Source organism: Halomonas sp. MS1, assembly GCF_024182575.1.
Lineage (GTDB): Bacteria > Pseudomonadota > Gammaproteobacteria > Pseudomonadales > Halomonadaceae > Vreelandella.
This window is the reverse complement of sequence record NZ_CP098926.1, coordinates 1,917,968-1,944,090: the sequence shown is the minus strand read 5'-3', so window position 1 is coordinate 1,944,090 and position 26,123 is coordinate 1,917,968. Positions and strand designations below refer to the sequence as shown.

Below are 26,123 nucleotides of genomic sequence, written 5' to 3'. Positions count from 1 at the left end.
AGCATACCGAGACGCGCCCTGTTGTACTAAAACATTACTCTAAACCTAATACATCCTGCATATCGTAACGACCATGTGCTTTATCAGCGACCCAGCGAGCAGCGCGAACCGCGCCTTTAGCAAAGGTCATACGGCTGGAGGCTTTATGGGTAATTTCGATACGCTCGCCTTCAGTGGCAAACATCACCGTGTGCTCGCCAACAATGTCGCCAGCGCGCACGGTGGCAAAACCGATCTCTTTGTCGGTGCGCGGACCGCACTGGCCTACCCGCTCATAGACACCGTGCTCTTTTAACGTGCGGCCGATGCTCTCCGCGACCACTTCTCCCATCTTAATCGCCGTGCCAGAAGGCGCATCCACTTTATGACGATGGTGCGCTTCAATGACTTCAATATCGTAGCCTTCGTCACCGAGAGCTTTTGCAGCGGTCTCAAGCAACTTGAGGGTCAGGTTAACGCCGACACTCATATTCGGCGCGAACACCATGGCCACTTTATCGCGGTAGCTATCCAGCTCGGCCAGTTCGTCATCGCTCATGCCGGTGGTGCCAATCACAATGCGTTTGTCGTGCTCGGCGCAGAATGCCAAATTTGCCAAGGTTACCTGCGGCGCAGTGAAATCGATTAGAACATCGAAGTCGTCCACAATCGCAGCGAGAGAATCGACGGCCACTACACCGCGTTTGCCAACACCTGCCAGCTCACCAATGTCCGCACCCGCCAAGGAACTACCTGGCTCAACGATACCGCCTGCAAGTGAGGCATCTGCCTGCTGCTCTACCGCATTTACTAACGTGCGGCCCATACGGCCAGCGACGCCTACAATGGCAATTCGGGTCATGAGAACTCCTGCGCGTGCGCCGTTCGGCACCCAGCTTGGTATAAGAAAAACAAGGATAAAAAAGTGGCCGAAATTATAACAGACCCCTGTTAATGATGCGGCGCTTGCTTAGGGCAGCGCGCACGCTGCTTCGAACGAGTTAGTTCTCCCAAACAATTTCCAGCGGCTCGTCTTTTGCCATGCGCATGAGATGGCTTTCCACCACCCCTTCCAACTGATCCAGATGCTCCTCTTCCAAGGTTTCGAGGGACACAATCAAGCGATCCGCCTCGACATGCATCAGGCAGGTGCCATTGGCAAATGTGATTTTGGCTTCCTGCTCATTCTGCTCAATCTCAAGCTTATGTGCCCAGTGCTTGCATAAGCGGTTTATCAAGCGCTCACCAGAAGGCGTTACGATTTCGGCACGGGATAAAGGCATGGTGTTTTCTCCAAAGATAGCGAGTGAACTCCTACTAGCGTAATGCCCACAGCGAAAAGCGCCAAGCGGCGAATGATAAAGCCTTGCAACAACACGTTCCAACGACGCCTCCTTAGCAGCGTACCTCGACAAACAAGCCTGTTTTCGTAATAATGCCCAGCTCAGTGAATACGAATTACACGCATAATCAATTTCCTCTTGGCATTACCTCTCAATAGTCGCGCTGGCGACCCTCGGTTAGTTTCACTTACCAACTGGTGATCAATATAGTTATGTCTTCCCACGCTTTCAGGACGCTACTTAGCGCACTAACCGCCTTAACGTTCACCGCTGCCAATGCTGATAGCATCACCGTCACCGATGTTGCAGGCCGTCAAGCCTCCTTAGACGCGCCTGCCGAGCGGGTTATCTTGGGCGAAGGAAGGCAAATTTATCTGCTTGGCCTGCTGGAACCAGAAACGCCTTTTACCCATGTGGTTGGCTGGCGGGAAGACTTTTCTCAGGCGGATCCCGACAATTACGCCCGCTATCTGGAACGTTTCCCCGACATTGAGGCAATCCCCACCTTTGGTGGCTTCAAAGATGGCACCTTTGATGTTGAGCAGGCTGCGGCGCTTAACCCTGACGTCATCCTGATGAATATTGAGGCGAAAGCAGCCACTGAAGACGCCGCCTATGACGATAAGTTAGCCGAGCTGGACATCCCTATTGTCTATGTGGATTTCCGTGAAGACCCCATCGCACATACCATTCCCTCGATGCGGATTATTGGCCAGTTGATGGGAGATGAAGCCGCTGCCGAGGAATTCATCGCCTTTGCTGAAGAGCAGATGGCGCGGGTTACTGATGTTATTGAGGACGCCAACCCAGAGCGCCCGAGCGTATTTATTGACCGGGCAGGCGGGTATTCAGATGAATGCTGCATGAGCTTTGGCCCTGGTAACTTTGGCGAGTATGTCACCCTGGCTGGCGGCAACAACATTGCCGAAGGCATTATTCCTAACAGCTTCGGCAATTTGAATCCTGAACAAATTATTGCCGCCAACCCCGAGCACGTCGTTGTCACGGGCGGCAATTGGGATGCTTACGTTCCCGGTGGCGCTTGGGTAGGCGTAGGACCAGGCGCAAACATGGATCACGCTCGCGCGAAACTCGAAGCACTCACCGAGCGCACCGCCATGACCGGCATTGACGCGGTCGGCACTGGCAATTTCCACGCCATTTGGCATCAGTTCTATAACAGTCCTTACTATTTTGTTGCTGTTCAGCAATTGGCGAAATGGCTGCACCCCGAACTGTTTGACGATCTCGACCCTGAAGCGACAATGCGCGAGCTGCACGATCGCTTTTTGCCTATCGATTATGCACCCGGTTATTGGATATCTTTAAATGACGACTGACAGCACTGCTATGAATAGCGTGTCCCACGGGCGCGCCTTCTATCGCACCCAGGTATTTCGCCGCCAAATGATCTTGGCGGCGCTGGTCATAGCGCTGTTCTTAAGCCTGTGTATTGACCTTGCACTTGGTCCTGCACGCTACAGTCTTGGCGAAGTCGTTGCTGCCTTGTTTACCCCGGAGTCTGTTAGCCAGCAGGCACGTGTCATTTTGTGGGAAATTCGCATGCCCGTGGCGCTGATGGCGTTAGTGGTCGGTGCCAGCCTCTCGGTGGCCGGGGCTCAGATGCAAACGATCCTCAGCAACCCGCTAGCCAGCCCGTTTACGTTAGGCATTTCGGCCGGCGCTAGCTTTGGCGCTGCCCTGGGCTTGGCTTTTGGCGTTGCGATCATTCCTGCGGCCATTGAGTATGTTGTCCCCATCAATGCGTTCCTGATGGCAATGGTGACCGCTTTTTTAATTCACGCACTCAGCCTTAAGCGCGGCGTTACGGTGGAAACGATCGTACTGCTAGGCATTGCGATGGTGTTTATTTTTAACTCATTAATGGCATTGATTCAGTTTTTTGCCAGCCAACAGGCTGTCGCCGCCGTTGTCTTCTGGACCATGGGCAGCCTAACCAAGGCAACCTGGCCAAAGTTTTGGATTGCACTCGGTGTACTGGCAGCCGTCATGCCGTTACTGGCACGCCACGGCTGGGCGCTAACCGCTATGCGCCTGGGGGATGCCAAGGCCGAAAGCATGGGCGTCAACCCGCGCGCACTGCGCTTAGAAGTTTTAGTGCTGGTATCACTACTGGCAGCGATTGCCGTCGCTTTTGTCGGCACCATTGGCTTTATCGGTCTAGTAGGGCCACACATTGCGCGCATTCTGCTGGGTGAGGATCAGCGCTTCTTCCTGCCCGGCTCTGCTTTATGCGGCGCGCTTATTCTTTCGGTTGGCTCAGTGATTTCCAAAATCATTATTCCAGGCACCATTATTCCCATTGGCATTATCACATCACTCGTGGGCATTCCCTTCTTCCTATTTTTGGTACTCAACCATAAGAAGGCATCATGGTAACCCTACAACTTAACCAGGTTTCTGCTCGCTACGGGCGCCGTCCTATTATTCAGGACATAACCACGCCGCGCTTTCAGGGCGGCCAGGTTGTCGCCCTGCTTGGCCCTAACGCAGCAGGTAAATCAACCCTGTTTCGCCGTATTTTAGGCCTGCTAAAAGGGGATGGTGAGGTGATTGTCAGTGGCACCAGTGCTGAACGCCCAGTGGCGTATATGCCTCAAGATACGGGGGCAAAGGCGGTGCTAACGGTGTACGAGTCAGTGCTACTGGCACGTATGCAAGGACGCAGCCTAAAAGTGCAGGCTGAAGACCTTAGCCAGGTCGACCGAGCGCTTGAAGAACTCAATATCAGCGCTCTTGGCGAACGTGATATTGGTGATCTAAGCGGCGGGCAACGTCAATTGGTGAGTGCCGCCCAGGCGCTGGTTCAAGAGCCTGAAATTTTAATGCTGGATGAGCCTACCTCAGCGCTTGACCTTAACCGCCAAATCAACCTGCTAAGCGTACTGCGGCGTCTTGCCGATGAGCGCAACATGCTCATTCTGGTTGCCCTTCACGATCTCGGGCATGCGTTGCGTTTCACTGATGCAGCCATGGTGTTAGAGAACGGCCGTTTAATCGCTTGCGTTCCAACCGAGGAAGTAATTTCACCTGAGTTACTGCGCCAAGTTTACAAAGTGACGGCGCGTATTGAGCCATGCTCAAAGGGCCGTCCTCAGCTTATCGTCGAAGAAGCCGTTTAATCCGGCGGCCTTCCAGTGTGGCCAGCCCGACCCCGCTAAGTAGCAACGGCAGTGCCAGCAAAAAGCCGCTAGAAACCGGCAGGCCAAACAGCAGCCAATCTGCTAACACAGGCCACACCAACGCAATGTATTCAAAAGGCGCTAGGCGTGACGCTTCGGCGTAACGCAGCGCCAGCGTCATCGCAATATGGGCCGTGCCGCCAAACAAGCCAGAAAGCACTAACAACCACACCACATCACCGTTTAGCGGTGCCCAGCCCAAGGGCAGCGTTGCCAACCCCGCTAGCGCAGAGACCAGAATAAAGTAAAAAGCAATGGAACCGGCTGTTTCGGTACGTGAAATGCGCCGTACGGTTAGCAGCGCTCCAGCCGTTAACAGCGCGCTCAGCGCCCCTAGCGCATAGCCAGCCAGCTGCCCTTGCTCGCGACTGGCCTCAAGCCCTGGCAGCACCAGCACCGCCACCCCAGCTAACGCCAACGCAATAGCGCCCGCCCGATAAAGCGAGAAACGCTCCCCCAGCAGCAAGACACCACCCAACGCCATAAACACGGGCGTCAGCTGGGCTAACAACGTAGTTTCCGCGACAGGTAACAAGGCCACCGCCGCGAACGATGCGAACATTGCCGCTGCCCCAAGCCCCGAGCGCAACGCATGCCCCAGTGGACGGCGCGTCGCCAATCCCTGCGGAAACTCGCGACGAAGCATCAAAAAAACAACAATCGGCAACAGCGCAAATAACGAGCGGAAAAACACCGACTGCCCTACCGGCACCTCGTCACTCACTGCTTTAATACACACCAACATACCGGTAAACAGCACGCCGGAAAGCACCCGCAGCCCAATGCCCAACCCAGGGCGAGACTCTTCATCCGCTAGCATTTGCCCTCGTCCTTATGTGCAAATAAGTTATGTGCAAATAATCCACGCTTTAAAAGGGTATCGGTTAGCGATTAATCGATAAGCCCATCAGACCCGCTATTTTACACTATGCAACACAATGAGTTAGCGATAAGCAATCAACAAAAACGCCCCGACACTTGAAAGTGTCGGGGCGCTGATGTGCTGTGAAGTGAATCGCCGTTACGGCTTCATCTCTTCAAAAAACTTCTTCACACTGTCGAAGAAGCCAGTTTTCTTCGGCGAGTGGCTGTGGCTATTGCTGCCGTCAAAGCTCTCTTGCAACTGACGAAGCAGGTCTTTCTGCTCGTCATTGAGATTGACCGGCGTCTCCAGCACCACTTTGCAAAGCAAGTCGCCAGGTGCGCCGCCGCGTACCGGCTTCACGCCTTTACCGCGCAGCCTGAAGAGTTTACCGGTTTGAGTTTCCGGTGGAATCTTCAGCTTCACACGGCCATCCAGCGTGGGTACTTCTAGCTCCCCACCTAATGCAGCGTCAACAAAATTGATCGGCACGTCACACTGCAGGTGTTTGCCATCGCGCTGGAAGATGTGGTGTGGCTTGATCGACACCTGAACATACAGGTCACCGGGCGGGCCACCGTTAATACCACTTTCACCTTCGCCATTCAGACGAATGCGATCACCCGTATCAACACCAGGCGGAATCTTCACCGATAGCGTGCGCGTTTCCCGCACGCGGCCTTCACCGTTACATTTGTGGCACGGCACTTTGATGTGCTGGCCACTGCCGTGACAGGTCGGGCAGGTTTGCTGAACCGCGAAGAAACCTTGCTGCATACGCACTTGGCCGTGGCCATGGCACGTGGGGCAAGTTTCTTTGCTAGAACCAGGTTCAGCACCTTCACCATCGCAGCGGTCACATTCGATATGACGTGGCACGCGGATATCAACGGTTGTGCCGGAAACTGCGTTTTCCAGATCCAGCTCTAAGTTGTAGCGCAGATCACTGCCACGCGCGGGGGCGTTAGGGCCACGACGACGGCCACCACCGCCACCAAAGATATCGCCAAACACATCGCCGAAGATGTCGCTGAAGTCGCCAGCGCCACCACCACCGAACCCACCACCGCCAAAGCCGCCGCCCTGGCCATCAACACCGGCGTGACCAAATTGATCATACGCCGCGCGCTTTTCGCCATCGCTTAAGACTTCGTACGCTTCTGACACCTCACGGAATTTTTCCGCTGCAGTGTTATCGTCCGGGTTTCGATCAGGGTGGAATTTTTGCGCCAAGCGGCGGTAGGCCTTTTTGATCTCTTTCTGATCAGCCCCTTTTTCGACACCCAGGACTTCGTAATAATCGCGTTTGGACATGGGTCCTACGCCTCCTGGTTAGCTACGCACTTAATTAGGCGTCTGCTTCGGAAACAGCAACGCGGGAGTTGTCTCCCGCGCCACCGCATTCCTTAACAGATAGAGGTGATTTACTGTTTCTTTTTGTCGTCGTTGACTTCTTCGTACTCAGCGTCAACCACGTCATCCTCTGGCTTGGTGCTGGCATTTTCAGCACTTTCACCGTCCGCCTGCTGAGCAGCTTCCGCTTGCTCGGCGTACATTTTCTGCGCCAATTGGCCAGACACTTCGGTCAGCGCGTCCAGCTTCTGCTGGATGTTGTCCTGATCGTCAGTCTTCACTGCTTCTTCCAGCTCGCTGATCGCGGTCTCGATGGCTTGTTTCTCGTCATCGGTCGCTTTATCGCCGGCTTCCTGCACGGTTTTGCGAGTGGCGTGAATCATGCCATCTGCTTGGTTACGCAGCTGCACCAGCGCTTCGAACTTTTTGTCTTCGTCCGCGTGAGCTTCCGCATCGCGTACCATTTGCTCGATCTCTTCATCCGTGAGACCGCTGGACGCTTTAATGACGATAGACTGCTCTTTATTGGTCGCCTTATCTTTGGCCGATACGTTTAGAATGCCGTTGGCATCCAGATCGAAGGCCACTTCAATCTGCGGCACACCACGCGGTGCTGGCGGAATGTCGGCAAGATCAAAACGACCCAGCGACTTATTCTGCGAGACCTGCTTACGCTCACCCTGAACGACGTGAATCGTCACTGCCGTTTGGTTGTCATCCGCCGTGGAGAAGGTTTGCGTCTTCTTCGTGGGGATGGTGGTGTTTTTGTCGATCAGCGGCGTCATTACGCCACCCAGGGTTTCAATACCCAGGGTCAGCGGGGTAACGTCGAGCAGCAGAACGTCTTTCACGTCGCCGCCAAGAACACCGCCCTGAATCGCCGCACCAACAGCAACCGCTTCATCTGGGTTGACGTCTTTACGCGCTTCTTTACCGAAGAAATCAGCGGCTTTCTTCTGCACCATCGGCATACGCGTCTGGCCACCGACCAGAATCACTTCGTCGATTTCAGATGCAGACAAACCAGCATCTTTCAGCGCCATTTTGCACGGGTCGAGCGAGCGCTGTACCAGATCTTCAACCAACGACTCCAGCTTGGCACGCGTCACCTTCACGTTAAGGTGTTTCGGGCCAGTGTTGTCAGCGGTGATGTACGGCAAGTTAACGTCTGTCTGCTGGGCACTGGAAAGCTCAATTTTAGCCTTCTCAGCCGCTTCTTTCAGGCGCTGCATCGCGAGGTTGTCGCCAGACAGATCCATACCGCTGTCCGCTTTGAACTGGTCAACTAAGTAGTTGATCAGCGCCAAGTCGAAGTCTTCGCCGCCCAGGAAGGTGTCGCCGTTGGTGGCCAACACTTCAAACTGAGTTTCGCCGTCAACGTCGGCCACTTCGATAATAGAGATATCGAAAGTACCGCCACCCAGGTCATATACCGCGATGGTTTTATCACCACGGGATTTGTCCATACCGTAGGCCAATGCAGCAGCGGTCGGCTCGTTAATGATGCGCTTAACATCAAGACCGGCGATGCGACCCGCATCTTTCGTGGCCTGGCGCTGGCTGTCGTTAAAGTACGCCGGTACAGTGATGACCGCTTCAGTTACCGCTTCACCGAGGTAGTCTTCGGCAGTTTTCTTCATTTTCTTCAGCACTTCCGCACTTACCTGCGGCGGCGCCATTTTTTTGCCTTTTACTTCAACCCAGGCATCACCGTTGTCGGCTTCGGCGATTTTATAAGGCACCATTTTGATGTCTTTTTGTACGACATCATCTTTGAAGCGACGGCCAATCAGGCGCTTGATCGCGTAAAGGGTGTTCTCAGGGTTGGTGACGGCCTGACGTTTTGCCGCCTGGCCTACCAGCGTCTCACCATCGTCGGTGTAAGCAATAATGGAAGGCGTAGTGCGGCCGCCTTCGGCATTTTCAATGACTTTAGCGCTGTCACCATCGAGCACTGCCACACAAGAGTTGGTGGTGCCCAGATCGATACCAATAATGCGTCCCATAGCAAAAACCTCGAATTCGGTTGTTACAAAACTGATGTTTGAAAGCTGATGTCAAAAAATCTGCTTTTTGAAATTTAAAGCGTTTGCGGGTTTTCCCGCGGGTTGCCCTTTATTTGGGGGCCGCTTGCAGCATTTCAAGGGGCTTTTTTTGCTTTGCGTCAGCCAATGCTTAATTGGCTTTTTGGCTAACCACCACCATCGCGGGGCGAACTAGGCGGCCGTTAAGCAAATAACCCTTCTGCATCACATCCATGACGGTATTGGGTTCAAGCTCGGGATTCGGCACCATCGCCATCGCTTCGTGAACTTGGGGGTCGAAGGGTTCACCCTGGGGTTCAACGCTTTCCACGCCAAATTTATTCAATACGCCTAACTGCATTTTGAGGGTCATGGAAACGCCCTCACGATGTACGTCAGAGGCTCCGTCTTCCATGCTCTCTAGGGCTTTTTCCAGACTATCAACAACGGGCAACAGCTCTTTAACAAATTTTTCTAAAGCAAACTTACGCGCTTTTTCAGCCTCTTGCTCAGCTCGGCGACGCACGTTTTGAGCTTCAGCAGCGGCACGTAGCGCTTGGTCTTTAGCTTCCGCCAAGCTCTGCTCAAGCTCTTCCACCTGAGCGGCTAGCATATCGGCTTCCGGGTTTCCCACGCCGTCCTCTAACGCAGCGTCGTCCTCGATTAACCCTTCCAGCTCACCCTCGACCAGGCGCTCTTCAGCCGCTTGCTCGGTGACTTCCGCCTCTTGCTCTTGGCGGGCCAGCTCATCTTCTAATGGGGTTTGCGGTTCTTTTGCCATGCCTAGCTCCTGAAAAGTATCCAGCGGTGGCATTAACGGCCACCTCGGTTAAGTAACGAGTATTAACCACGTATGGACGCTATATGGGGGCCATAAAAGCCATCTCAAGAGGGGCATTGAAGTGAGTTATAGACTACTGTATAAAACAACAATTATTGGATAAGTATCCAGCTTCTGTGCCGCACCGCCTCAGGAGGCCTTATGCTCACGCAGCTAGCAATCCAAGATTACGCTATTGTTGACCGCCTTGAACTCGACCTAACCCGTGGTATGACGGCGATTACCGGGGAAACTGGGGCAGGCAAATCGATTTTACTCGGGGCCCTTGGCCTATGTTTGGGTGAGCGTGCCGACGCTGGCAGCGTGCGCCATGGACGTGAGCGCACCGACCTTTCCGCTCGTTTTGATATTCAACATCTACCCGCTGCCACAGAGTGGTTGACTGCTCGCGAGCTGCCTGCTGAAGAGTGCTTGCTGCGCCGTGTGGTTACCGCCAGCGGTCGCTCCAAAGCGTGGATCAATGGCCACCCTGCCACCATCGCTGACCTAAAATCGCTGGGCGAGCAGCTGATTCAAATCCATGGACAGCATGCTCATCAGGCACTCATGCGTGAAGAAACCCACCTCGCCCTGCTAGATGATTATGCCGGGCTACGTGAGCGTAGCCAGCAGTTGGCTGAAACCTTCCGCGAGTGGCGCAGCGCCCGGCGGCGATTAAAAAAACTCAGCGAAGAAGGCAGTGAAGTTGAGGCAAAGCGGCAACTGCTGCGCTACCAAGTAGAAGAATTAGATCAACTGGGATTGGCAGAGGGTGAGCTGCAAACGCTAGAAGAGGAGCAGCATACCCTCGCCCATGCGGAAGAGACGCTGCGTGAAACCCAGTTTGCCGCCGACTGCTGCGCGAGCGATGAAGGTGGCGCTCTGTCGCTGTTAAATCAAGCCTATGCCCATTTAAGCGCGTTACCCGGCAGTGACAAAGGCACACTGGCCAATACCTTGGCTATGCTTAGCGATGCGCGCATTCAAGTAGAGGAAGCTTCCAGCGAGCTAAATCGTCTTGCCAGTACGACTGAACTAGACCCAGAGCGCCTAGCCTGGGTAGAAGAACGGCTTGGCGATGTCCACCGTATTGCCCGTAAACACCACGTTGCCCCGGAAGAGATTTGCGCACTGCATGCCCGGCTCAGCCAGGAAGTCGAACTGCTAGAAGCCAGCGACGACGACCTGGAGTCGTTAAGCAACCAAGTGTCTGAATACCGCGAGCGCTATCGCAGTGATGCCAAACAACTAAGCGAGGCGCGACAAAAAGCCGCCGTTCGCTTGGGCAAAGAAGTGCAGCAGCAGCTAGGGTTCTTGGCGATGGGTAAAGCACGCTTTGACGTGGACGTTACCCCGCGTGAAACGCCTACGCCGGAAGGCCTGGACCACGTCCAATTCCTGATTAGCGCGAACCCAGGCCAGCCCGCCAGGCCGCTAACCAAAGTGGCTTCGGGCGGTGAATTATCGCGCATCAGCCTTGCCATTCAAGTGGTGGCCGCTTCCCACTCCACCATTCCCAGCTTGGTCTTCGATGAAGTGGACGTGGGTATCTCGGGAGCGACGGCCGAAATTGTCGGTCAACTGCTGCGCAAGCTCGGCGAAAACGGTCAAGTAATGACTGTCACCCACCTGCCTCAGGTCGCCGCTCAGGCGCATCAGCACCTGCATATTGAAAAACGCGCCAAACGAGATAGCACGCTGACCCATATGGCCCTGCTGGACGAACAGGGGCGTATCAGCGAACTCGCCCGCATGTTGGGCGGTGTAACGCTATCTGACCAAACACTCGCCCACGCCCGCGAAATGCTGCACGCGAGCCAACGGCCACCGCACTAAGCGCTTTTTTCAATCGACAACGCGCTAGCAAACGCCACACACTATAAAAAACGCCCCTAGGGCGCGAATGAGTCATCACTCGCACCCTAGGGGCGTTTTATTTAGCGCGACTATTTTTTATTTGTGGGGCCGCTGTCCTGTCGGGTTACGTCCGACCCACGGGGGCGTACGTAAAGCACCAGGGCATGGTCCACAAGTTCATAGCCGTGCTCTTCGGCGATCTCTTGCTGACGTCGCTCGATGATTTCATCGACAAACTCAATGATTTCACCACTTTCTAAACACACCATATGGTCGTGGTGGTCTTCTTGAGTCATCTCGAACACCGCGTGGCCACCATCAAAATTATGACGGATCACCAAGCCTGCTGATTCAAACTGAGTCAGCACGCGGTACACGGTAGCCAAGCCAACATCCTCGCCCGCATCAATCAGTGTTTTGTACACTTCTTCTGCGCTAAGGTGGTGTTGACCCGAAGCATTTTCGAGAATCTGCAGGATCTTGACGCGCGGCAGGGTTACTTTCAGCCCGGCTTTGCGCAGTTCATGGTTCTGATCGGCCATGGTTGCTCTTCGCAGTAACAGGTTAGGTCGGGTATGATCGACCGAAACCACGATAGTGAAGAATAGGCTCAAATGCAAAAATTGACTCGCATCATTACTCTTTCCGTTGCCCTAACCGTTGTTAGCGGCTGCAGCTACGTTGGCGTTTACAAGCGCGACATCCCTCAGGGCAACTTGGTGACCGAAGAAATGGTCAGCCAATTACAGCCAGGAATGACCCGAGAACAAGTCACTTATGTGATGGGTCGCCCGTTGCTGGAAGCCCCGTTTGACACGCGAGAATGGGATTACGTTTATCGTATTGATAAAGCGTACGCGGATGTTGAGCAGCGGCGTGTAACTCTCACGTTCGATAACATGGGACGTTTGGTGAACGTTGAACAGCAAGGTGATTTCTCTAGCGATCTGCCGATCAGCACGGACACCGGCGCAGGCCCTGCAACAGAAACAGCAGATCCAATCACCGGCATCAACGCACCTAGTCAGCGAGTACCTACGTCAGAAAATGCCACAGCGCCATAGCCAGTGATGCCTCCCGAATAAGTTACCCGCCTCTGGCTTGACGCTTTGCCCGCTCCAGGCGGGCAGCTTTGGGGTCTATCTCTAATGGACGATACACCTCAACGCGGTCGCCTGGACGCAGCGCTTCTTGTTCAGGCTGGCGCAGCGCTTTGCCAAAAATTCCCAGCGGTGCCTGTTCAAAGGTATCGCTGGGGATCTCGGGAAACAGGCTGGGTAGATCTGCCATCATTACCGCTTGGCGTGCGGTTGTGCCTTGCTGCACCTGTAAGGCCACTAGACGCTGTTTGCGCGGCAAGGCGAAGGCAACCTCTACCGCGAACGTATCAACGGCCATAGCGCTCGTCAGCACGCTTCGTGAAGGCATCGACAAGCTGCCCCGCAATTTGCTGAAATAATTTTCCAAACGCCATGCTAAGCAAGCGATTGGCAAATACAAATTCCATTTCCAAGCTGACCTTGCAGGCGTTTTCCCCCATCGGGATAAATAACCAACGCCCTTTAAGCTGCTTGAACGGCCCTTTTACTAACGACAACTCAATCCGCTCGGGGGCATATAAATCATTTCGAGTAGTGATTGTTTGTTCCACACCCGCACGTCCAAGGGTCATCTCGCCAATCAAATGCGCCTCGTCATGCTCTAGCAGGCGCGCACGGCGACACCCCGGCAGGAACTCGGGATAGCGTTCGAAGTCATTAACCAGATCGAACATTTGTTGGGGGGTGTGCCGCACCAAGGCGGTACGATTAACGGTTGGCATTGACCTCTCCGCTGACTTCACAGTGCCCAAAGCGTATCATGGGAAACATTTTTGTAGACCTTGAATGGTATCACGCCTCCCCACATAACGAAGGGGGTGCTACTGACAGATCAACGATGAGGTTCCATGGCCACTAAGAAAGGTAACAGTAAGGGCCCTAGCAGCAGCGTTATTGCCCAAAACAAGAAGGCTCGGTTTGAGTACCATATCAACGAAACCTTAGAAGCAGGTTTGGTACTCGCGGGCTGGGAAGTTAAAAGCCTTCGCGCTGGTAAAGCACAGCTTACCGACACCTACATTTTGGTTCGTAACGGCGAGGCTTTTTTACTAGGCAGCCATATCATGCCGCTTAATACAGCAAGCACCCACGAAATTGCTGACCCGACGCGCACGCGTAAGTTGCTTCTGCACCGTAAGGAAATTGCCAAAATTTTCTCGGTGACTCAGGACAAAGGCCACACTTGCGTGCCGCTCAAGCTCTATTGGAAACGCAACAAGGTGAAGTGTGAGCTGGCACTGGTGACCGGCAAACAGCTGCATGACAAGCGCGCCACCGAGAAAGATCGCGACTGGAGCCGTCAGAAAGGTCGGATAATGCGGGAACATAACAAGGCATAACTGGTCAATTCGGTGTGAGCACGTTAGAATGCTCATCTGTAATCAGGGGGCGACATGGTTTCGACGCTGGTGACAACCCTTGCGGTGCATGCCGAGAGCGTGATGTATCTCGTAAATCCCACATCACGAAAAATAGTCGCAAATGACGAAAACTACGCTCAAGGCGCGCTAGCAGCTTAAACACTGTTAGCTTCTTGTCTGGCCCAAAGGTGATGTGCCTATTCATCACTGATGGGATACGAGCTAAAGCTGATAGGACCGCGGTTGGTGGTGTCTTCTCATCAATCGTTAAACTTAGAAGGCTCGCGTGGCTGAATCCTGATCGTCGGAGTCAGTTGCGTTAAAGCAAATGACGAAATCTAAGCATGTAGAGCCAATAGGCGCGTGCTGGCGGACGCGGGTTCAATTCCCGCCGCCTCCACCACACAAGGGTTTCAAGAGTTCTCAAAACCTCTCACAAACCCAGCAATGAAGCGCCTCAGGGCGCTTTTTTGTTGTCAGGAGTTTTCACCCAACACCTTGACATGCCCCCACCATAGGGGGCATATCTGGGGGCACCATGAGCCTTCACCGATGAGGTGCCCCCAAATGGCCCACGTTAGCAATAAGCTGTCGGCTACCGCCGTGCGCAGCGCCAAACCCCAAGAGAAAACCTACCGCCTTACCGATGGTGGGGGCATGTATCTTGAAGTCACCCCAACTGGGGGCACCTACTGGCGCATGAAGTACCGCTTCCACGGCAAAGAGAAGCGCTTAGCGATTGGCGTATATCCAGAAGTAAGCCTTGCCGCCGCCAGAGACGCCCGCGACCAAGCCCGCAAGCTGCTAGCACAAGGGTTAGACCCCAGCACTACAAAGCGCGTTACCAAAGAGCTTGGCAAAACAGCCGCTGAAAACACCTTTAAGGCGGTGGCCACTGAATGGCTTGAGCATATCCACCGCCATGAAGTGGTACCCGACCACTACAAGCGCAACAAGTCACGCCTAACCCGTGACGCCTTCCCAGCGCTGGGCCATCGACCCATTACCGACATAACTCCGCCTGAACTGCTGGAATGCCTGCGCAAAATTGAGAAGCGCGGCCATCTGGAAACCGCGCACCGGGTAAAAACGCTGTGCGGGCAAGTATTCCGCTACGCTATTTCTACGGGCCGTGCTGAACGCGACCTAACCCCCGATCTAAAAGGCGCACTCCGCACCCCAAAGACCAACCACCATGCAGCGATCACCGACCCGGCAGAACTTCCACCGCTGTTGAACGCTATCGACGGTTACGGCGGTATGCCCGTTACCATTACCGCACTCAAGTTATCGCCATTGGTATTTGTGCGCCCTGGTGAGCTTCGCCAAGCCCGGTGGGAAGATATCGACTTTGAAAGCGGGGAATGGGCCTTCAAACCAAGCAAAAATGCTGACCCGCTGATAGTGCCCCTCCCCCGCCAAGCTATCGACATGCTGGCAGAGCTGCACCGCCTAACGGGCCGTGGTGAATACGTGTTCCCTGGCGCCCGAAGTAGTAAGCGCCCAATGAGCAACACCACCATCAAAGCGGCACTAGACCGCATGGGCTTTAAGGGCGAAATGACCGCCCACGGCTTCCGGGCCATGGCGCGCACGATATTGGCAGAGCGCCTTGGTTACCCAGAGCAGTACATTGAGCAGCAGCTAGCCCACAAGGTGAGAGACAGCAACGGACGCGCCTATAACCGCACCACGCACTTAGAACAGCGCCGGGAAATGCTGCAAAGCTGGGCCGATTACCTAGACGCCTTACGCGATGGCGCAAGTAACGTGGTGCCGATCTATAAGGGAGTAGTCAATCATGGATGATGATTTGCTGCGTAATGCCGTCGAAGCACTGACCAAAATTGAACAGCACCTTGAAGAACTTTATCCGGGGATTACAGAAGAGGAAGATGTATATCCAGGTTTGGAAAAGGGGCGTGCGGGCATGGCTTTGCTTTTTCATGCGCTTCGTACTGGCTGCGATTTTGATACGGCAGCTAAGCACTTAAAGCAGCATTGTGAAGAGCTGGAGCGGTTACAGGAAAATGTTCACATGGCTCGCACAGAGCCGCTCCGTCTTAGCTTAGAAGAGATTAGCTCAGCCAGTGACAACCATTTTCCACCGCCTCAAGTGGCCATGAGTACACTTAACTACGCCTTCACCCGCGTCACGCTAAATGAAGATGCCTACCTTGGTGAACATGGCGGCATGAAAAAGACTGAGAAGGCTGGCAGAAAAAGGCAAAAGGCCCACACCAAAAAACAAGGACTAGAACTTGCTGGCGCTTTTTACGCGCTACATCAACAAGACCCAAAGCAGTACCCAATCAGCGATAATGGATATTCAGCCGCAGAACAAGCACTGAACAGCACACAAGATAAAATCAGGACAGCCGTTAAAAACGCAAACCCGACCCTCAGAGCTGGGTGGAAGTCCGGATTCCCTGCACCCCCCTTTAAAAGCAGGGGATAAGTTTCCCCGAAAACTTACCCCTTACAGCAATAAAGTTTCTTGCCATCCTTTCAGCCATGCCCATAAGTAACCAAAGGAGTTAACGGCATGGCTACCCCAGCAACTGAATTAACTTCCGACCTTATCAAGCTGGCGCTTGTGCAAAAGAAAACTGCACAAAGTGTTTCTGGAATCTATCGCGGCATTGCTCGCGGCGACTTCCCAAAACCCGTTCGCATTGGGCCACGCGCCGTGGCCTGGGTAGAAGCCGAAGTGGACGAGTGGATCCAACAGCGCATTGAAGCGAGCCGCCAAGAAGGGGCCGCATAATGTTGACCCCTGCCCTCACTCCCCGCTATGCTTCAACGGCTGGCGCAAAATCGCCAGCAACTAAAGACCTTGGCCGGTCTCAATCACAAAGGCGCAACAGCGCCCCAAATGACGGCGCTTTTTTTGTGCCCGTCAGTTATGGCGGCTGTGCGTGGGACACCTCCGGGTGTGCCGGTTTCCTTTGTGACCGGTCGGCCAACCTGCGTACAGTCGCCCCCATCCGTTGCTTGGCCGCAGCCGGGGACGACTCCAAACACAAAGGAGTCACACCCATGGCATCACTACGCCTGTCCAACCTGATTACCCGCAGTTTATCCAGCCGTGCCGCCGCGCATCGAGCCATGGCGAAAGCCGCCTTGTTTGCCGATTCCAGCACGCGCACCCGCCTTAAGCGTTACAACCACCACATTGAAAAAGCACAGCAACTTGAAGCCCGCGCCCTTGAGACTGCCAAGCGCAGCGTGGGGGCCGTGTCATGAAGTTAACCACTCCCCAGCTAAAACGCTTGCTTGAACTGCTAGCGCCTTTCCGCACTGTGCCCATCACCAAGCCCATCATTGAGCAGGCACTAAGCCGCGTGCGTAGTGAGGTGCCAGCATGAGCAACTGCCAAATCCCCCAAGCCGAACGGGACGCCCTCGCCCATATTCAAGCGCTGGCGCTGACGACCAGCACCCAAGGCAGCTATTGGGTTAACGTCGATTTTTCGGGAGTGCTACTTCAACTGAATATAAGCGTTAGCCGCTGTGCTGACCTGCACAACCCCGCCGCCGTTTCTAAGACTTACAGCGTGTACTTGCCCCCTTGCCAACGCGCCCCGCATGACGCGCTTGAGCAGCTTCAAGCCATTGCCCGCGACTTGGAAGCGTTGCTTCCTAAGGCGGTGGCTGCATGAGTCATATAGATGATCAATCCGTAAAACAAATGGTTGAGCTGCGAGACATTGCCGAAGCCCAAAAAGAGTTGGCAACTGCTATAGGTGACATGGCTTATCTGAGCCAAGGGCTGACCGAACAGCAGGCGCTTGCCTGGGCAACGGCTTTGAGCTGCATGGGGAAGCGTGCCGCCACCTTGGCCCACAACCTACTTGATGAATGCATCGACCCCGCTGGCGCAGATTTGGAAGGGGGCCACGATGCTGACTAGCACCCATGAAAAAGCCCAGCGCAATGGCTGGGCCTTCTCCGCGCCGCTGACCAAAGCAAACGCTAAGCCTGAGAATAGCACACGGTATGGGGCGCGCCTATGCCTTGTCGATCCATGCCAATCCGTTGGGGTTGGCGCTGGCGCTGAGAAGCTACGCCCGGTAAGTGGCAAGGGGGCGATATGACCAGCCACGCCGCCTTTATTGATCGACAAGCCCTTGCTGATTCGCTGCTGAGCTGTGGCCCGTGGAAGTGTAGCAACGACGATCAAGCCTTGATCGACCACGCCACCGCCCAAGCCCGCGCTATTGAGATAGATGGCGCGCAGCTTGGCCCAGAGAAAGCGCTGGCGCTCGCCCTTCACCGTGTGACAGCACACCACATGGAACCACCCAGAGGCTTCACGATTAGTAGCACGCTGTCGCGCCTTGCTTGCCCATTGTGGTGGCGTCGCCAGCTTCGCCGCTTAACCAGCCGCCGCCGTGAGCAGCGACAGCGGTTATTGGGCCACACCCAGAAACGGGCGGGTATCTACGTGAGCAACGAAGGCTACCGCCGTCGCATTGACCAAGCCACTCGTAATGCGCGCTTGCTGGAGGCCATCACGGCCACCAACCAGGACGGCGACCAGTACACCCTTGCCGAGCTGGCCGAGCTTGGTTTAGCAAACCCTGAGTTTCGGCGGGCAGAGCTAATGCTGCGCATTGCCGACACTGAGCGCGAAGCCGACCGGGCAGGCCACCGGGGAATGTTCTACACCATCACCACCCCTAGCCGCTTTCACCCGGTACGGCAGAACGGCAGCATCAACCATAAATATGCTGGCGCTAACCCACGTGAAGCACAGGCCTACTTGCAAAGCCTTTGGGCGAAAGCCCGCGCTAAATTCAAACGGGACGGCTTAGGCATTTACGGGATTCGCGTTGCTGAGCCTCACCACGATGGAACGCCTCACTGGCATTTGTTGATATGGATGCGCCCCGAAGATGAACCCAAGGTAACCAGCATATTACGCCGTTACTCGCTGGAAGATTCACCGGGCGAGGTTAAGCGAAACACTAACGTTAGATTCAAGCCCGTGGCCATTGATCTAAGCAAGGGAAGTGCTGCCGGGTATGTGGCCAAGTACGTGGCTAAAAACATCAACGGCAAGCAACACAGCCGCCAAGGCGTACCGGGCGATAACCTCGACCACTACGGCCAGCCATTAGAAACCAGCGCCCCACGCATTGAAGCGTGGGCGGCCTGCTGGGGTATTCGTCAGTTTCAGTTTGTGGGCCTGCCTTCCGTCACGGTGTGGCGTGAGCTGCGCCGCCTCAAAGATGAACAGCGCTTAGCCGATTGGGAAGCGGCCACACGACCAGAGCCAGAAGCCGCCGCAATCCTAGAAGGGTTGCGCCAAGCGGCCAATGCTGGCGCGTGGGATAAATACCTTCACTTGATGGGTGGCCCCATGCAACCCCGTGACGCTGCCCCCATTCGCCCATGGCGGGTAGTACGTCAAACGACCGATATAGCGAACTGCGACCGTATAACCGGGGAGTGGTCTAGCGACACACTAGGGCGCTATGGCGAGCCGATGGCGGGCACCTGGGGCTTAGTGGTTAGCAGCCAGCTAGGGGAAACGGAATACCTTACCCGGTACTACCGCTGGACGTTTGAGCGCAAGGGTGAAGCTGCCGGGGTTGATTTTCAGCGCGTAGGCGAAGCCGTAGCGCCTTGGACTGGTGTCATTAACTGTACGGACTGCGCTGCAGTCACCCCGTTAGATACCAGTGAACAGCTATCAATCGGGCCTGTCATTGAGCATGACCGATACATGAGCAGAGAGAGGCAGAAGCGAAACGACCACATCAGGCAGGAAAACGCTATACCACTGGAAGCTTACCGCGTTATGTCCGTGAAGCGACGCCTTGAGATCGAAGAGCGTGAGCGCTTGCGGGCCACTATCGAGGAAGGCCGTGCACTGATTATTGGTTGGTTGGCAAGTGGTGAGCTGTCGCCCTCTGACATCCCACCGGGGGCCATTGCATGAACGGTGAAGCCTTACTTGCCCGTATTGCTCAGATGCAAGCCAGCGCTGGCGCTTCCCGGTCGCAAGGCAAGCCCGGTACCCACCCACGGCAACACCCACGGCGTGCCAGCGTGACCACCCGCATAGAGCCATGGCTAGCGCTAATAGAGAAGCGTTGCGGCCTGCTGGCTGAGGATCGTCGCTTTATTCGTCTACGTCTGGCCACCCGACAACACGGCGACGCCATGCAGCTAGCCGAAGGGTATAGCACTGCCTGGGAGCAAGCCGCCATGCAGGAACAGCGCGCCCACGTTAAGAACAACGCAGGCCGTCAAGCGGCTAACCGTTGGCTAAAACGGCAGCTTGAGCAATGACCCGTTGCAGCCAACCAAGCCTCGGAAAAAGCCTAGGTTCTTCTGGCACCCAACAACCTGGGCCACGGGGGACAGCAGCCCCGGATTTCGGGAAATTTTCGGCTACCCAGCGTGTACCACCGCAGGTGAGCAGTATTCGCGTAACGGTGCGGTTTATCACCTGTGCGACCTGTACACCGCCCCCAGCTTGTTCAGGCAAAGCATGTACAGGTGGCCCCCGGCGAAATGTACACCTCAACCCTTTGCCACTCAGCAGCAAAGGCCAGCGTATAGCGCTGCCGGGAGGTAGACACTTGCGATAGGCCAACACTAACGAAAAGCCCCAATAAGGCCCGATTAAGGGCAAATAAAAGTGGTACGAAAATGAAGAAACGCGGTTCCCAAATTTACCCAACCCAACAACGGCGCGCCGAGCTGGCGCGAATGCTCAACGAAATGGCCAGTGCTGGCGATGTTAACGCCGCTGGCTGGCTGCTGCTGTTATCTGAAATTAAACAACCCAAAAGCGAGACAACCCAATGAATAACGATCTAACCACCTGGAAAGAATGGCTTGAACAACACCAGCAAGCCCAAAAGGCGGTAAGTGCTGCCACTGCCAAAGCGTCAGAAGCACGGCATCAAATGGAGACTGCTGAAGGGCACCTCACATATTTGACCCGGCAAGAAAGACCACATGGTCTAATCATTGACGACCCAGCTCCCCCTGAGCAGGTTCAAAAGGTAGTGGAATACCTGACTAAAAAGTTGGAGCGCAGCGCTACACATCGTGATGACACTATTCACAAAGAGTTACATCACATCCGGAACAAGCTTAAGCAGGCACGCACCCGGTTTGAAGAAAACCATGCTACCCATGTTGAATGTAGTGAAGCGCAAACGCAGGCCGAAAAGGCGCTAGCCTCTATCGTAAAAGCTAGGCCAGAGGCTTCACCGCAAGCATTGGAGGCAGTTACTCAGACAATGGCCGATCTTCAACAGCGTGTCGATAAGATCAACGCTACCGTTGCCGCCATGAAAGATAGCGGTAGCATCGTCGCCGATCTGGAAGCCAAAGCTCGAAGCGCTGCCGAAGAAGTGGAGCGCCTTGAAGCAAGCGCCCTGCTAGGTGAGGTAGACGAAGCCGCCAAGGGGCAAGCCACCACCACGCTAGCGAAGGCCCGCAAGGCTGCCGAAAAAGCAGCCGAACAGGCAGAGAAGCAAGCCGCCGCCCGCCGTGGGTTGAATAAAATGCGGGACGACCTTCAAGCCGAGCTGAGCGAGCTGGAAAGCCTGCAACGTGGCGTAGGCTATGAGGCCGGTAAAGCCGCCATAGCGGAAGCAGAGCGCGAACTGCTAGACGCTATCGAAGTGGCAGGGCTGCAAGGTCGTGTAGCAGTGCTGAATGAAGCCCGCGATGAAGCGAACTTCTACGCCCCTGAGGGTACTGGATACAACAACGCTCACATTGAACTAAGGCTTTCACCCTTCTACATGGTGAAGGCACCAGAGCGGCTTGAATACTAGCCAGTAGGCCGCTTACCTAAGCCGCGAAGCTGGTTACCCTTCGCGGCTTTTTTGTGGCTGCCGCTGACGCTCACACATGCCAAAAAATTAAAAGGCACTCCCCCACCCACCCCCGCTAGTACGGGGGCAATCAGTCCCGAAATTTGCCTATGCACGGCAAATTTTCAGGGGTTGGTTGTTGTTTTGTTATTACTCCACCATGCCACCTATGGAACCATGCCCGGCATACCGTGGCCACCGTCTAATAAATGCCACATTCAAAGCGCTATCACGCTGATTTAAATGGCCTTTAGACGGGCTGACGTGAAGCCGAAAAGGTGCCCACTTTCCACTATGGTGGCGGCTAAACTACCCCCGCCGTAGGCACGCGATACAACAACCCAAAGCAACCCGGCGGCATGGCCTGGGCGCTCAGGGCTGGCGCTTGGCATTCTGGTGATTTTGTCACGCTATGGGTTATGCAATGGCGGCTAGATAGGCACCCAGCCAACGGGGTATGGGGCGAAGCCCCATGCAGCGAAGCGGTAACGACAAGGCAGGATAAGCGCGGCGGCTTATTGGTCAACCGTCCACCGCTCAGCCATAAGCACCGCCGCGCCTTTCATTGCCAAACAAGGGGTTAATAAAATTGTCTTAAGGGCTTGCCCGCCATTGTAGCTTTTAAGCTACAATAAGCCGATGATAGAGCTTACGCACTACCTGACCGCTGACGGTCACGACCCATTCCAGGCTTGGTTGAACGCCGTGAAGGCTAAAGACCGAATGGCTGCCATGCGGGTGCTGACACGTCTTAACAGGCTAGCCGCAGGAAATGCAGGCGACGCCAAGGCAGTGGGTGACGGCGTAATGGAGCTGCGAATTGATTACGGGCCGGGCTACCGCGTCTATTACGCGAAGGTAGGCCGCCGTATGGTGATGTTATTAGTCGGTGGTACCAAGAAACGCCAGCAATCAGATATAGATCAAGCCAAGGCGTTTTTAACCGACCACCGAAGGAGAGCACAGACATGAAAAGCCACGATGCTGCTGTTGTCGAGATGCTGCGCGATGATCCCAATATGGCGTTGGATTATTTACGCACCGCCTTCGATGAACTGGACGAAGAAGGCGGCGAGTCTGCCTTTCTCATGGCGCTACGTCATGTAGTTGAAGCCCAAGGTGGTGTGGCTGCTATTGCAGAACGTGCCAAGGTGTCACGCGAAAGCTTGTACCGGGCACTATCCCCCAAGGGCAATCCAACGTTACGAACGATGACCGCCGTTATTAAAGCGACAGGTATTCACTTTCACGACCTAACGCACCATAGCCATGAGCCAATAGCGGGATAAAGAGCACCCAAGCATAGAGAAAAACTTTCCTCAGTGCGGTGTCTGGGTTCAAAGCACGGGTTAAAAGGTTTAGCACGTCACAATCGGGGGCATAATTGGGGGCATATTTAAAAACACACCTAGTTGATATAGAATAAAAACAATAGCTTAAATTAACTTTAAGCGGGACGCCGCCTCCACCACCTGACTATACAAATCAAGCACCTACGGGTGCTTTTTTTGTGCCTGTGGCCTGAAAATGGCCTGTTTAGGCATAGTGTGGTCAACATTTTGGTCAGCTTTTCTTAAACGCCTCACACCCCCTCGAAGCTAGCCGCGTGCAGCGACAGAATTCAGCACAATTGCAATATTGATACAATATAACATATCATTTTATGCGCTTAATTCTAACACTTAAGGGAAGACACCTGTGCCACGCTCTTTATTTCTGCTTACACCGCTTGCCACTGCTCTGCTTATCAGCTCCTCTGTCTATGCAGATGATCACCATCATGGGCACGACCATGATCACTCTGGTCATGCTCATGAGCACGACGCCTATGAACATAGCAACGATAAACATAGCGATGCTGAAAACAGCATCAACGTTACCTTAGTTGTCGAAGGCATCTACCATAATCGCTTTTCAGGAGATGAGAACTCGCCTGCCGGCTTTAGCCATGGGCACGAAAGCGGTCACGATCATGAAGGAGGACACGACCACAGCGGCCATAGCCATGATCTCGACAATGGATTTAACCTGGGACACTCTGAAGTGGCTATCGAAGGGCAAACCGCCCACCTTGAGGGCAAGGCCGTTGTTTCGCTAACGGAGGACGATATCACGCTGGAAGAGGCTTTGATTGCGACGCGTACGCTGCCTAACGGCCTGCGCTTACAAGCCGGTAAGTTTCTTTCTGATATAGGCTACATTAACAGCCGACATCCTCACGCTTGGGATTTTGTTGAGCGCCCACTGGTCAATGAGTATTTGTTTGGAGAGCATGGTCTGCTCGATACAGGCCTACAGCTAACCTGGTCACCAAACAGCACCTTGACGCTGGGTAGCGAGCTGTTTCAAGGCGAGGGAGAAGGCTTCAGCCGCTTTGATGAAGGGGGCTATGAGGATCGCGCCAGTGGCCCTCGCGTGGGCACGATTTTCGCTAAATACCGCCCAGATCTCGGTGCGAATAAGCAGCTAACGCTGGGAACGTCTGCGGGCATGAACCGTCAGTATGTGCGTGTCGATGACCATGGCCACCATGCCCATACCGCTGAAGGCGACAACTGGTTCGCAGGCTTAGATGCACGGTTTAACTACGATGCGGAGCAACCCGGTTATCAGGGCAACTGGCAATTAGGTGCGGAATACTTCTATAGCGAACGTGACCTGCAAGAGCATGTGCAACACCATGATCACTTTCATGCACACGACCACTACACTGAGCAACAAGATGGTGCTTACATCGACGCTATTTACGGTATTGCGCCTCGCTGGGAAGTCGGCCTGCGGGCAGAAGCATTAGGGTTAACCAATAAAGTGATGGGAACCCACCCTACCGCGATCGTCTCAGAAGACACGTCCTGGCGGCAAAGCGCACAGCTCACTTGGCATGTACGCGATAACATGTTCGTACGCACGCAACTGACCCGCGAAGACTTTGCAGGGCATGATGAGCAGTGGGTGGGAATGGTGCAGTTCAACGCAGCGTTTGGCAGTCATGCAGGACATAACCACTAAGTGCGCTAAATCATAGATAAAAAGCCCGTCTCATACTCAAGAGACGGGCCCTCCTCTTAGCCTGCACACCGCGCAGCCGGCGATCAACCACCAGCCAATGTAAAGCGTGATGCACTGAAAGGGCTAATATCCAACTGGCTATCACGCCCTTGCAGCATGTCAGCTACCAAGCGCCCCGTCGTGGCACCTAGCGTTAGTCCCAATTGGCCATGACCAAAAGCCATCGCCACGTTTTCAAGCAGTGGCGATTTATCAATCACAGGCTTAGTGTCTGGCAAGAAAGGGCGCCAGCCAGCGCCAAACTCCATACCAGCCGTATTCAACGATGGCAGTATCGTCTTGGCTTTTTCAAGAATGATCTCCGCACGCTTGAAGTTCGGTTCAGCATGGTTGCCAGCAAACTCAATCGTGCCGCCGATCTGTAGCCCTCGCTCCATTGGAATCAGACCAAAGCCGCCGTCAGCATAAAAAGTGGCGTGGGTTAAGTCGACACCAGGGTTGGGTAGCAATACCTGATAGCCGCCGACCTTAATCAACGGCACCTTAATGCCTAGTGCTTCAAAAAACGCCGAGCTGCCGTTGCCTGCGGCGACCACCACCTGCTCGACCGGCAGCCTCTCACCGCTAGCCAGGGTCACACCAACGGCACGCCCTCCCTGACTCTCAATACGCGACACACTATCTTGCACAAGCTTGCCGCCCTGCTCTACAAAACTGTGAGCAAGCTCGGTTAGGAAGGTTTCGGTATCGCACACCGTGCGCCAATCTGACAACAACAAACCGTGAGAAAAGCGTCCCGCTAACGCCGGTTCCATAGCGGCAATCTGTTCAGCATTCAGCGTTTCGGAAACAAACCCTAGTGAGCGGCGTAGCTCTACATAAGTTTGCTCATGGGCTAGCCCAGCCGCATCGTCAAACAGTTCAAGGGTTGGTTGGTGACCAATCAGATCGTCACGACGGCACTTCGCAAGCAGGGGCTCATAATCCTGGAAGGCACAGCGCGTTAAGGTCGCTAGCTCATGGGCGATAGTGTCGATGCGCGAACGCCGCGCGTGGGTGATAAAGCGCAGCATCCAGGGTAATAGCCCTGGTAATGCTGATGGCCGCAGCGCCAGCGGCCCTTTTTGATCCAACAGCCACCCAGGCACTTTTTTGATAATACCAGGCTTGGACTGAGGAATAATTTCGCTAACCGCAATCTGCCCGCAGCTCCACTTAGCGGTACTATCGCCAGACATAGCGGGCTCTACGAGCGTTACGTCGAGCCCCTCCTTTTGCAGATATAACGCGCAACAAATACCAACGATTCCACCACCAATGACCACGGTTGGATGCGTTGTAGTCATTATTATCCTCCTGGTTTTATTCA

31 protein-coding genes and 1 other RNA gene are annotated in these 26,123 nt (G+C 54.6%); 22 read left to right on the top strand and 10 right to left on the bottom strand.

Features of this window, described 5'->3' with window-relative positions; genetic code table 11:
- Window positions 1-34 precede the first annotated feature (34 nt).
- Window positions 35-841 (bottom strand): 4-hydroxy-tetrahydrodipicolinate reductase, encoded by an 807-nt coding sequence (gene dapB, locus NF683_RS08820; RefSeq protein ID WP_089039924.1) that lies wholly within the window; start codon window positions 839-841, stop codon window positions 35-37.
- Between the two features lie 139 nt (window positions 842-980).
- Entirely contained in the window at window positions 981-1,262 is a 282-nt protein-coding gene (locus NF683_RS08815; RefSeq protein WP_193060644.1) for a DUF2218 domain-containing protein, read from the bottom strand.
- A gap of 272 nt (window positions 1,263-1,534) precedes the next feature.
- On the opposite strand from NF683_RS08815, the gene NF683_RS08810 reads away from it, so the two are divergent.
- Genes NF683_RS08810 through NF683_RS08800 form a run of 3 tightly spaced genes read left to right on the top strand, consistent with a single transcriptional unit; the run spans window position 1,535 to window position 4,465 of the window.
- A complete protein-coding gene (locus NF683_RS08810) occupies window positions 1,535-2,662 on the top strand; it encodes an ABC transporter substrate-binding protein (RefSeq protein WP_253921771.1) in 1,128 nt (375 codons plus the stop codon).
- The gene (locus NF683_RS08805; RefSeq protein ID WP_198361380.1) at window positions 2,652-3,722 is read left to right on the top strand and encodes a FecCD family ABC transporter permease; all 1,071 of its coding nucleotides are present in this window, start codon (window positions 2,652-2,654) and stop codon (window positions 3,720-3,722) included. Before NF683_RS08810 ends, NF683_RS08805 begins: the two co-directional genes overlap by 11 nt.
- Window positions 3,716-4,465 carry an ABC transporter ATP-binding protein gene (locus NF683_RS08800; protein WP_253921770.1) on the top strand — a complete coding sequence of 250 codons (750 nt, stop codon included), beginning with the start codon at window positions 3,716-3,718 and terminating at the stop codon, window positions 4,463-4,465. Before NF683_RS08805 ends, NF683_RS08800 begins: the two co-directional genes overlap by 7 nt.
- Here the strand turns inward: NF683_RS08800 and NF683_RS08795 are convergent.
- From NF683_RS08795 to grpE, 4 genes are all read right to left on the bottom strand, one after another.
- The gene (locus NF683_RS08795) at window positions 4,443-5,345 is read right to left on the bottom strand and encodes a DMT family transporter (protein WP_089039928.1); all 903 of its coding nucleotides are present in this window, start codon (window positions 5,343-5,345) and stop codon (window positions 4,443-4,445) included. The genes NF683_RS08800 and NF683_RS08795 overlap by 23 nt on opposite strands.
- A gap of 201 nt (window positions 5,346-5,546) precedes the next feature.
- Window positions 5,547-6,701: a molecular chaperone DnaJ gene (dnaJ, locus tag NF683_RS08790; RefSeq protein WP_009723758.1), complete on the bottom strand. Its 1,155-nt coding sequence runs from the start codon at window positions 6,699-6,701 to the stop codon at window positions 5,547-5,549.
- Between the two features lie 110 nt (window positions 6,702-6,811).
- Window positions 6,812-8,746 (bottom strand): molecular chaperone DnaK, encoded by a 1,935-nt coding sequence (dnaK, locus tag NF683_RS08785; RefSeq protein WP_038480671.1) that lies wholly within the window; start codon window positions 8,744-8,746, stop codon window positions 6,812-6,814.
- A gap of 169 nt (window positions 8,747-8,915) precedes the next feature.
- Window positions 8,916-9,545 (bottom strand): nucleotide exchange factor GrpE, encoded by a 630-nt coding sequence (gene grpE, locus NF683_RS08780; RefSeq protein ID WP_089040956.1) that lies wholly within the window; start codon window positions 9,543-9,545, stop codon window positions 8,916-8,918.
- Window positions 9,546-9,746: 201 nt separating this feature from the next.
- On the opposite strand from grpE, the gene recN reads away from it, so the two are divergent.
- Entirely contained in the window at window positions 9,747-11,420 is a 1,674-nt protein-coding gene (gene recN / locus NF683_RS08775; protein WP_089039929.1) for a DNA repair protein RecN, read from the top strand.
- Window positions 11,421-11,530: 110 nt separating this feature from the next.
- On the opposite strand, the gene fur is transcribed toward recN, so the two are convergent.
- Window positions 11,531-11,983, bottom strand: a complete 453-nt coding sequence (gene fur, locus NF683_RS08770) for a ferric iron uptake transcriptional regulator (protein ID WP_009723762.1) — start codon at window positions 11,981-11,983, stop codon at window positions 11,531-11,533.
- Window positions 11,984-12,055: 72 nt separating this feature from the next.
- On the opposite strand from fur, the gene NF683_RS08765 reads away from it, so the two are divergent.
- Window positions 12,056-12,505 (top strand): outer membrane protein assembly factor BamE, encoded by a 450-nt coding sequence (locus NF683_RS08765; protein WP_089039930.1) that lies wholly within the window; start codon window positions 12,056-12,058, stop codon window positions 12,503-12,505.
- A 22-nt stretch (window positions 12,506-12,527) separates the two neighbouring features.
- Here the strand turns inward: NF683_RS08765 and NF683_RS08760 are convergent, their stop codons facing one another.
- Window positions 12,528-12,839, bottom strand: a complete 312-nt coding sequence (locus NF683_RS08760) for an RnfH family protein (RefSeq protein ID WP_089039931.1) — start codon at window positions 12,837-12,839, stop codon at window positions 12,528-12,530.
- Window positions 12,829-13,263, bottom strand: coding sequence for a type II toxin-antitoxin system RatA family toxin (locus tag NF683_RS08755; protein ID WP_038480655.1), 435 nt, complete (start codon window positions 13,261-13,263; stop codon window positions 12,829-12,831). Before NF683_RS08755 ends, NF683_RS08760 begins: the two co-directional genes overlap by 11 nt.
- A gap of 126 nt (window positions 13,264-13,389) precedes the next feature.
- On the opposite strand from NF683_RS08755, the gene smpB reads away from it, so the two are divergent.
- From smpB to NF683_RS08675, 17 genes are all read left to right on the top strand, one after another.
- Window positions 13,390-13,881: an SsrA-binding protein SmpB gene (gene smpB / locus NF683_RS08750; protein WP_009723766.1), complete on the top strand. Its 492-nt coding sequence runs from the start codon at window positions 13,390-13,392 to the stop codon at window positions 13,879-13,881.
- 45 nt (window positions 13,882-13,926) lie between these two features.
- Window positions 13,927-14,305, top strand: a transfer-messenger RNA (tmRNA) gene (gene ssrA / locus NF683_RS08745).
- 164 nt (window positions 14,306-14,469) lie between these two features.
- The gene (locus NF683_RS08740; protein WP_253921769.1) at window positions 14,470-15,711 is read left to right on the top strand and encodes a tyrosine-type recombinase/integrase; all 1,242 of its coding nucleotides are present in this window, start codon (window positions 14,470-14,472) and stop codon (window positions 15,709-15,711) included.
- Window positions 15,704-16,360: a hypothetical protein gene (locus NF683_RS08735; protein ID WP_253921768.1), complete on the top strand. Its 657-nt coding sequence runs from the start codon at window positions 15,704-15,706 to the stop codon at window positions 16,358-16,360. Before NF683_RS08740 ends, NF683_RS08735 begins: the two co-directional genes overlap by 8 nt.
- An 87-nt stretch (window positions 16,361-16,447) precedes the next feature.
- Window positions 16,448-16,669, top strand: coding sequence for a helix-turn-helix transcriptional regulator (locus NF683_RS08730; protein WP_253921767.1), 222 nt, complete (start codon window positions 16,448-16,450; stop codon window positions 16,667-16,669).
- Window positions 16,670-16,941: 272 nt separating this feature from the next.
- A complete protein-coding gene (locus tag NF683_RS08725; protein WP_253921766.1) occupies window positions 16,942-17,148 on the top strand; it encodes a hypothetical protein in 207 nt (68 codons plus the stop codon).
- Complete coding sequence (locus NF683_RS21270; RefSeq protein WP_275050933.1) at window positions 17,145-17,270, top strand: hypothetical protein; 126 nt, start codon at window positions 17,145-17,147, stop codon at window positions 17,268-17,270. The genes NF683_RS08725 and NF683_RS21270 overlap by 4 nt, the downstream gene beginning before the upstream one ends.
- Complete coding sequence (locus NF683_RS08720; protein ID WP_253921765.1) at window positions 17,267-17,563, top strand: hypothetical protein; 297 nt, start codon at window positions 17,267-17,269, stop codon at window positions 17,561-17,563. Before NF683_RS21270 ends, NF683_RS08720 begins: the two co-directional genes overlap by 4 nt.
- The gene (locus tag NF683_RS08715) at window positions 17,560-17,814 is read left to right on the top strand and encodes a hypothetical protein (protein ID WP_253921764.1); all 255 of its coding nucleotides are present in this window, start codon (window positions 17,560-17,562) and stop codon (window positions 17,812-17,814) included. Before NF683_RS08720 ends, NF683_RS08715 begins: the two co-directional genes overlap by 4 nt.
- Window positions 17,804-17,998 carry a hypothetical protein gene (locus tag NF683_RS08710; RefSeq protein ID WP_253921763.1) on the top strand — a complete coding sequence of 65 codons (195 nt, stop codon included), beginning with the start codon at window positions 17,804-17,806 and terminating at the stop codon, window positions 17,996-17,998. The genes NF683_RS08715 and NF683_RS08710 overlap by 11 nt, the downstream gene beginning before the upstream one ends.
- Window positions 17,995-19,848 carry a replication endonuclease gene (locus NF683_RS08705; RefSeq protein WP_253921762.1) on the top strand — a complete coding sequence of 618 codons (1,854 nt, stop codon included), beginning with the start codon at window positions 17,995-17,997 and terminating at the stop codon, window positions 19,846-19,848. The genes NF683_RS08710 and NF683_RS08705 overlap by 4 nt, the downstream gene beginning before the upstream one ends.
- Entirely contained in the window at window positions 19,845-20,201 is a 357-nt protein-coding gene (locus tag NF683_RS08700) for a hypothetical protein (RefSeq protein WP_253921761.1), read from the top strand. The genes NF683_RS08705 and NF683_RS08700 overlap by 4 nt, the downstream gene beginning before the upstream one ends.
- Before the next feature lie 363 nt (window positions 20,202-20,564).
- Window positions 20,565-20,723 carry a hypothetical protein gene (locus tag NF683_RS08695; protein WP_253921760.1) on the top strand — a complete coding sequence of 53 codons (159 nt, stop codon included), beginning with the start codon at window positions 20,565-20,567 and terminating at the stop codon, window positions 20,721-20,723.
- The gene (locus NF683_RS08690) at window positions 20,720-21,706 is read left to right on the top strand and encodes a hypothetical protein (protein ID WP_253921759.1); all 987 of its coding nucleotides are present in this window, start codon (window positions 20,720-20,722) and stop codon (window positions 21,704-21,706) included. Before NF683_RS08695 ends, NF683_RS08690 begins: the two co-directional genes overlap by 4 nt.
- Before the next feature lie 678 nt (window positions 21,707-22,384).
- Entirely contained in the window at window positions 22,385-22,717 is a 333-nt protein-coding gene (locus NF683_RS08685; protein ID WP_253921758.1) for a type II toxin-antitoxin system RelE/ParE family toxin, read from the top strand.
- On the top strand, window positions 22,714-23,034 hold the full coding sequence (locus tag NF683_RS08680; protein ID WP_253921757.1) for an addiction module antidote protein: 321 nt from the start codon (window positions 22,714-22,716) through the stop codon (window positions 23,032-23,034). The genes NF683_RS08685 and NF683_RS08680 overlap by 4 nt, the downstream gene beginning before the upstream one ends.
- A gap of 409 nt (window positions 23,035-23,443) precedes the next feature.
- Window positions 23,444-24,754, top strand: a complete 1,311-nt coding sequence (locus tag NF683_RS08675) for a TonB-dependent receptor (protein WP_089039932.1) — start codon at window positions 23,444-23,446, stop codon at window positions 24,752-24,754.
- 83 nt (window positions 24,755-24,837) lie between these two features.
- Here NF683_RS08675 and NF683_RS08670 read toward each other — a convergent pair whose 3' ends face one another.
- On the bottom strand, window positions 24,838-26,100 hold the full coding sequence (locus NF683_RS08670; protein WP_253921756.1) for an NAD(P)/FAD-dependent oxidoreductase: 1,263 nt from the start codon (window positions 26,098-26,100) through the stop codon (window positions 24,838-24,840).
- Between the last annotated feature and the right edge of the window lie 23 nt (window positions 26,101-26,123).

Coding starts and splice junctions, on each gene's coding strand:
- NF683_RS08730 (WP_253921767.1), top strand. CDS start 16,448: ATGGCTACCCCAGCAACTGAATTAACTTCCGACCTTATCAAGCTGGCG.
- recN (WP_089039929.1), top strand. CDS start 9,747: ATGCTCACGCAGCTAGCAATCCAAGATTACGCTATTGTTGACCGCCTT.
- NF683_RS08725 (WP_253921766.1), top strand. CDS start 16,942: ATGGCATCACTACGCCTGTCCAACCTGATTACCCGCAGTTTATCCAGC.
- NF683_RS08695 (WP_253921760.1), top strand. CDS start 20,565: ATGAAGAAACGCGGTTCCCAAATTTACCCAACCCAACAACGGCGCGCC.
- NF683_RS08815 (WP_193060644.1), bottom strand. CDS start 1,262: ATGCCTTTATCCCGTGCCGAAATCGTAACGCCTTCTGGTGAGCGCTTG.
- NF683_RS08700 (WP_253921761.1), top strand. CDS start 19,845: ATGAACGGTGAAGCCTTACTTGCCCGTATTGCTCAGATGCAAGCCAGC.
- NF683_RS08810 (WP_253921771.1), top strand. CDS start 1,535: ATGTCTTCCCACGCTTTCAGGACGCTACTTAGCGCACTAACCGCCTTA.
- smpB (WP_009723766.1), top strand. CDS start 13,390: ATGGCCACTAAGAAAGGTAACAGTAAGGGCCCTAGCAGCAGCGTTATT.
- NF683_RS08805 (WP_198361380.1), top strand. CDS start 2,652: ATGACGACTGACAGCACTGCTATGAATAGCGTGTCCCACGGGCGCGCC.
- NF683_RS08705 (WP_253921762.1), top strand. CDS start 17,995: ATGACCAGCCACGCCGCCTTTATTGATCGACAAGCCCTTGCTGATTCG.
- dnaK (WP_038480671.1), bottom strand. CDS start 8,746: ATGGGACGCATTATTGGTATCGATCTGGGCACCACCAACTCTTGTGTG.
- NF683_RS08800 (WP_253921770.1), top strand. CDS start 3,716: ATGGTAACCCTACAACTTAACCAGGTTTCTGCTCGCTACGGGCGCCGT.
- dnaJ (WP_009723758.1), bottom strand. CDS start 6,701: ATGTCCAAACGCGATTATTACGAAGTCCTGGGTGTCGAAAAAGGGGCT.
- grpE (WP_089040956.1), bottom strand. CDS start 9,545: ATGGCAAAAGAACCGCAAACCCCATTAGAAGATGAGCTGGCCCGCCAA.
- NF683_RS08685 (WP_253921758.1), top strand. CDS start 22,385: ATGATAGAGCTTACGCACTACCTGACCGCTGACGGTCACGACCCATTC.
- fur (WP_009723762.1), bottom strand. CDS start 11,983: ATGGCCGATCAGAACCATGAACTGCGCAAAGCCGGGCTGAAAGTAACC.
- NF683_RS08690 (WP_253921759.1), top strand. CDS start 20,720: ATGAATAACGATCTAACCACCTGGAAAGAATGGCTTGAACAACACCAG.
- NF683_RS08670 (WP_253921756.1), bottom strand. CDS start 26,100: ATGACTACAACGCATCCAACCGTGGTCATTGGTGGTGGAATCGTTGGT.
- NF683_RS08710 (WP_253921763.1), top strand. CDS start 17,804: ATGCTGACTAGCACCCATGAAAAAGCCCAGCGCAATGGCTGGGCCTTC.
- NF683_RS08760 (WP_089039931.1), bottom strand. CDS start 12,839: ATGGCCGTTGATACGTTCGCGGTAGAGGTTGCCTTCGCCTTGCCGCGC.
- NF683_RS08740 (WP_253921769.1), top strand. CDS start 14,470: ATGGCCCACGTTAGCAATAAGCTGTCGGCTACCGCCGTGCGCAGCGCC.
- NF683_RS21270 (WP_275050933.1), top strand. CDS start 17,145: ATGAAGTTAACCACTCCCCAGCTAAAACGCTTGCTTGAACTGCTAGCG.
- dapB (WP_089039924.1), bottom strand. CDS start 841: ATGACCCGAATTGCCATTGTAGGCGTCGCTGGCCGTATGGGCCGCACG.
- NF683_RS08680 (WP_253921757.1), top strand. CDS start 22,714: ATGAAAAGCCACGATGCTGCTGTTGTCGAGATGCTGCGCGATGATCCC.
- NF683_RS08720 (WP_253921765.1), top strand. CDS start 17,267: ATGAGCAACTGCCAAATCCCCCAAGCCGAACGGGACGCCCTCGCCCAT.
- NF683_RS08755 (WP_038480655.1), bottom strand. CDS start 13,263: ATGCCAACCGTTAATCGTACCGCCTTGGTGCGGCACACCCCCCAACAA.
- NF683_RS08715 (WP_253921764.1), top strand. CDS start 17,560: ATGAGTCATATAGATGATCAATCCGTAAAACAAATGGTTGAGCTGCGA.
- NF683_RS08735 (WP_253921768.1), top strand. CDS start 15,704: ATGGATGATGATTTGCTGCGTAATGCCGTCGAAGCACTGACCAAAATT.
- NF683_RS08765 (WP_089039930.1), top strand. CDS start 12,056: ATGCAAAAATTGACTCGCATCATTACTCTTTCCGTTGCCCTAACCGTT.
- NF683_RS08795 (WP_089039928.1), bottom strand. CDS start 5,345: ATGCTAGCGGATGAAGAGTCTCGCCCTGGGTTGGGCATTGGGCTGCGG.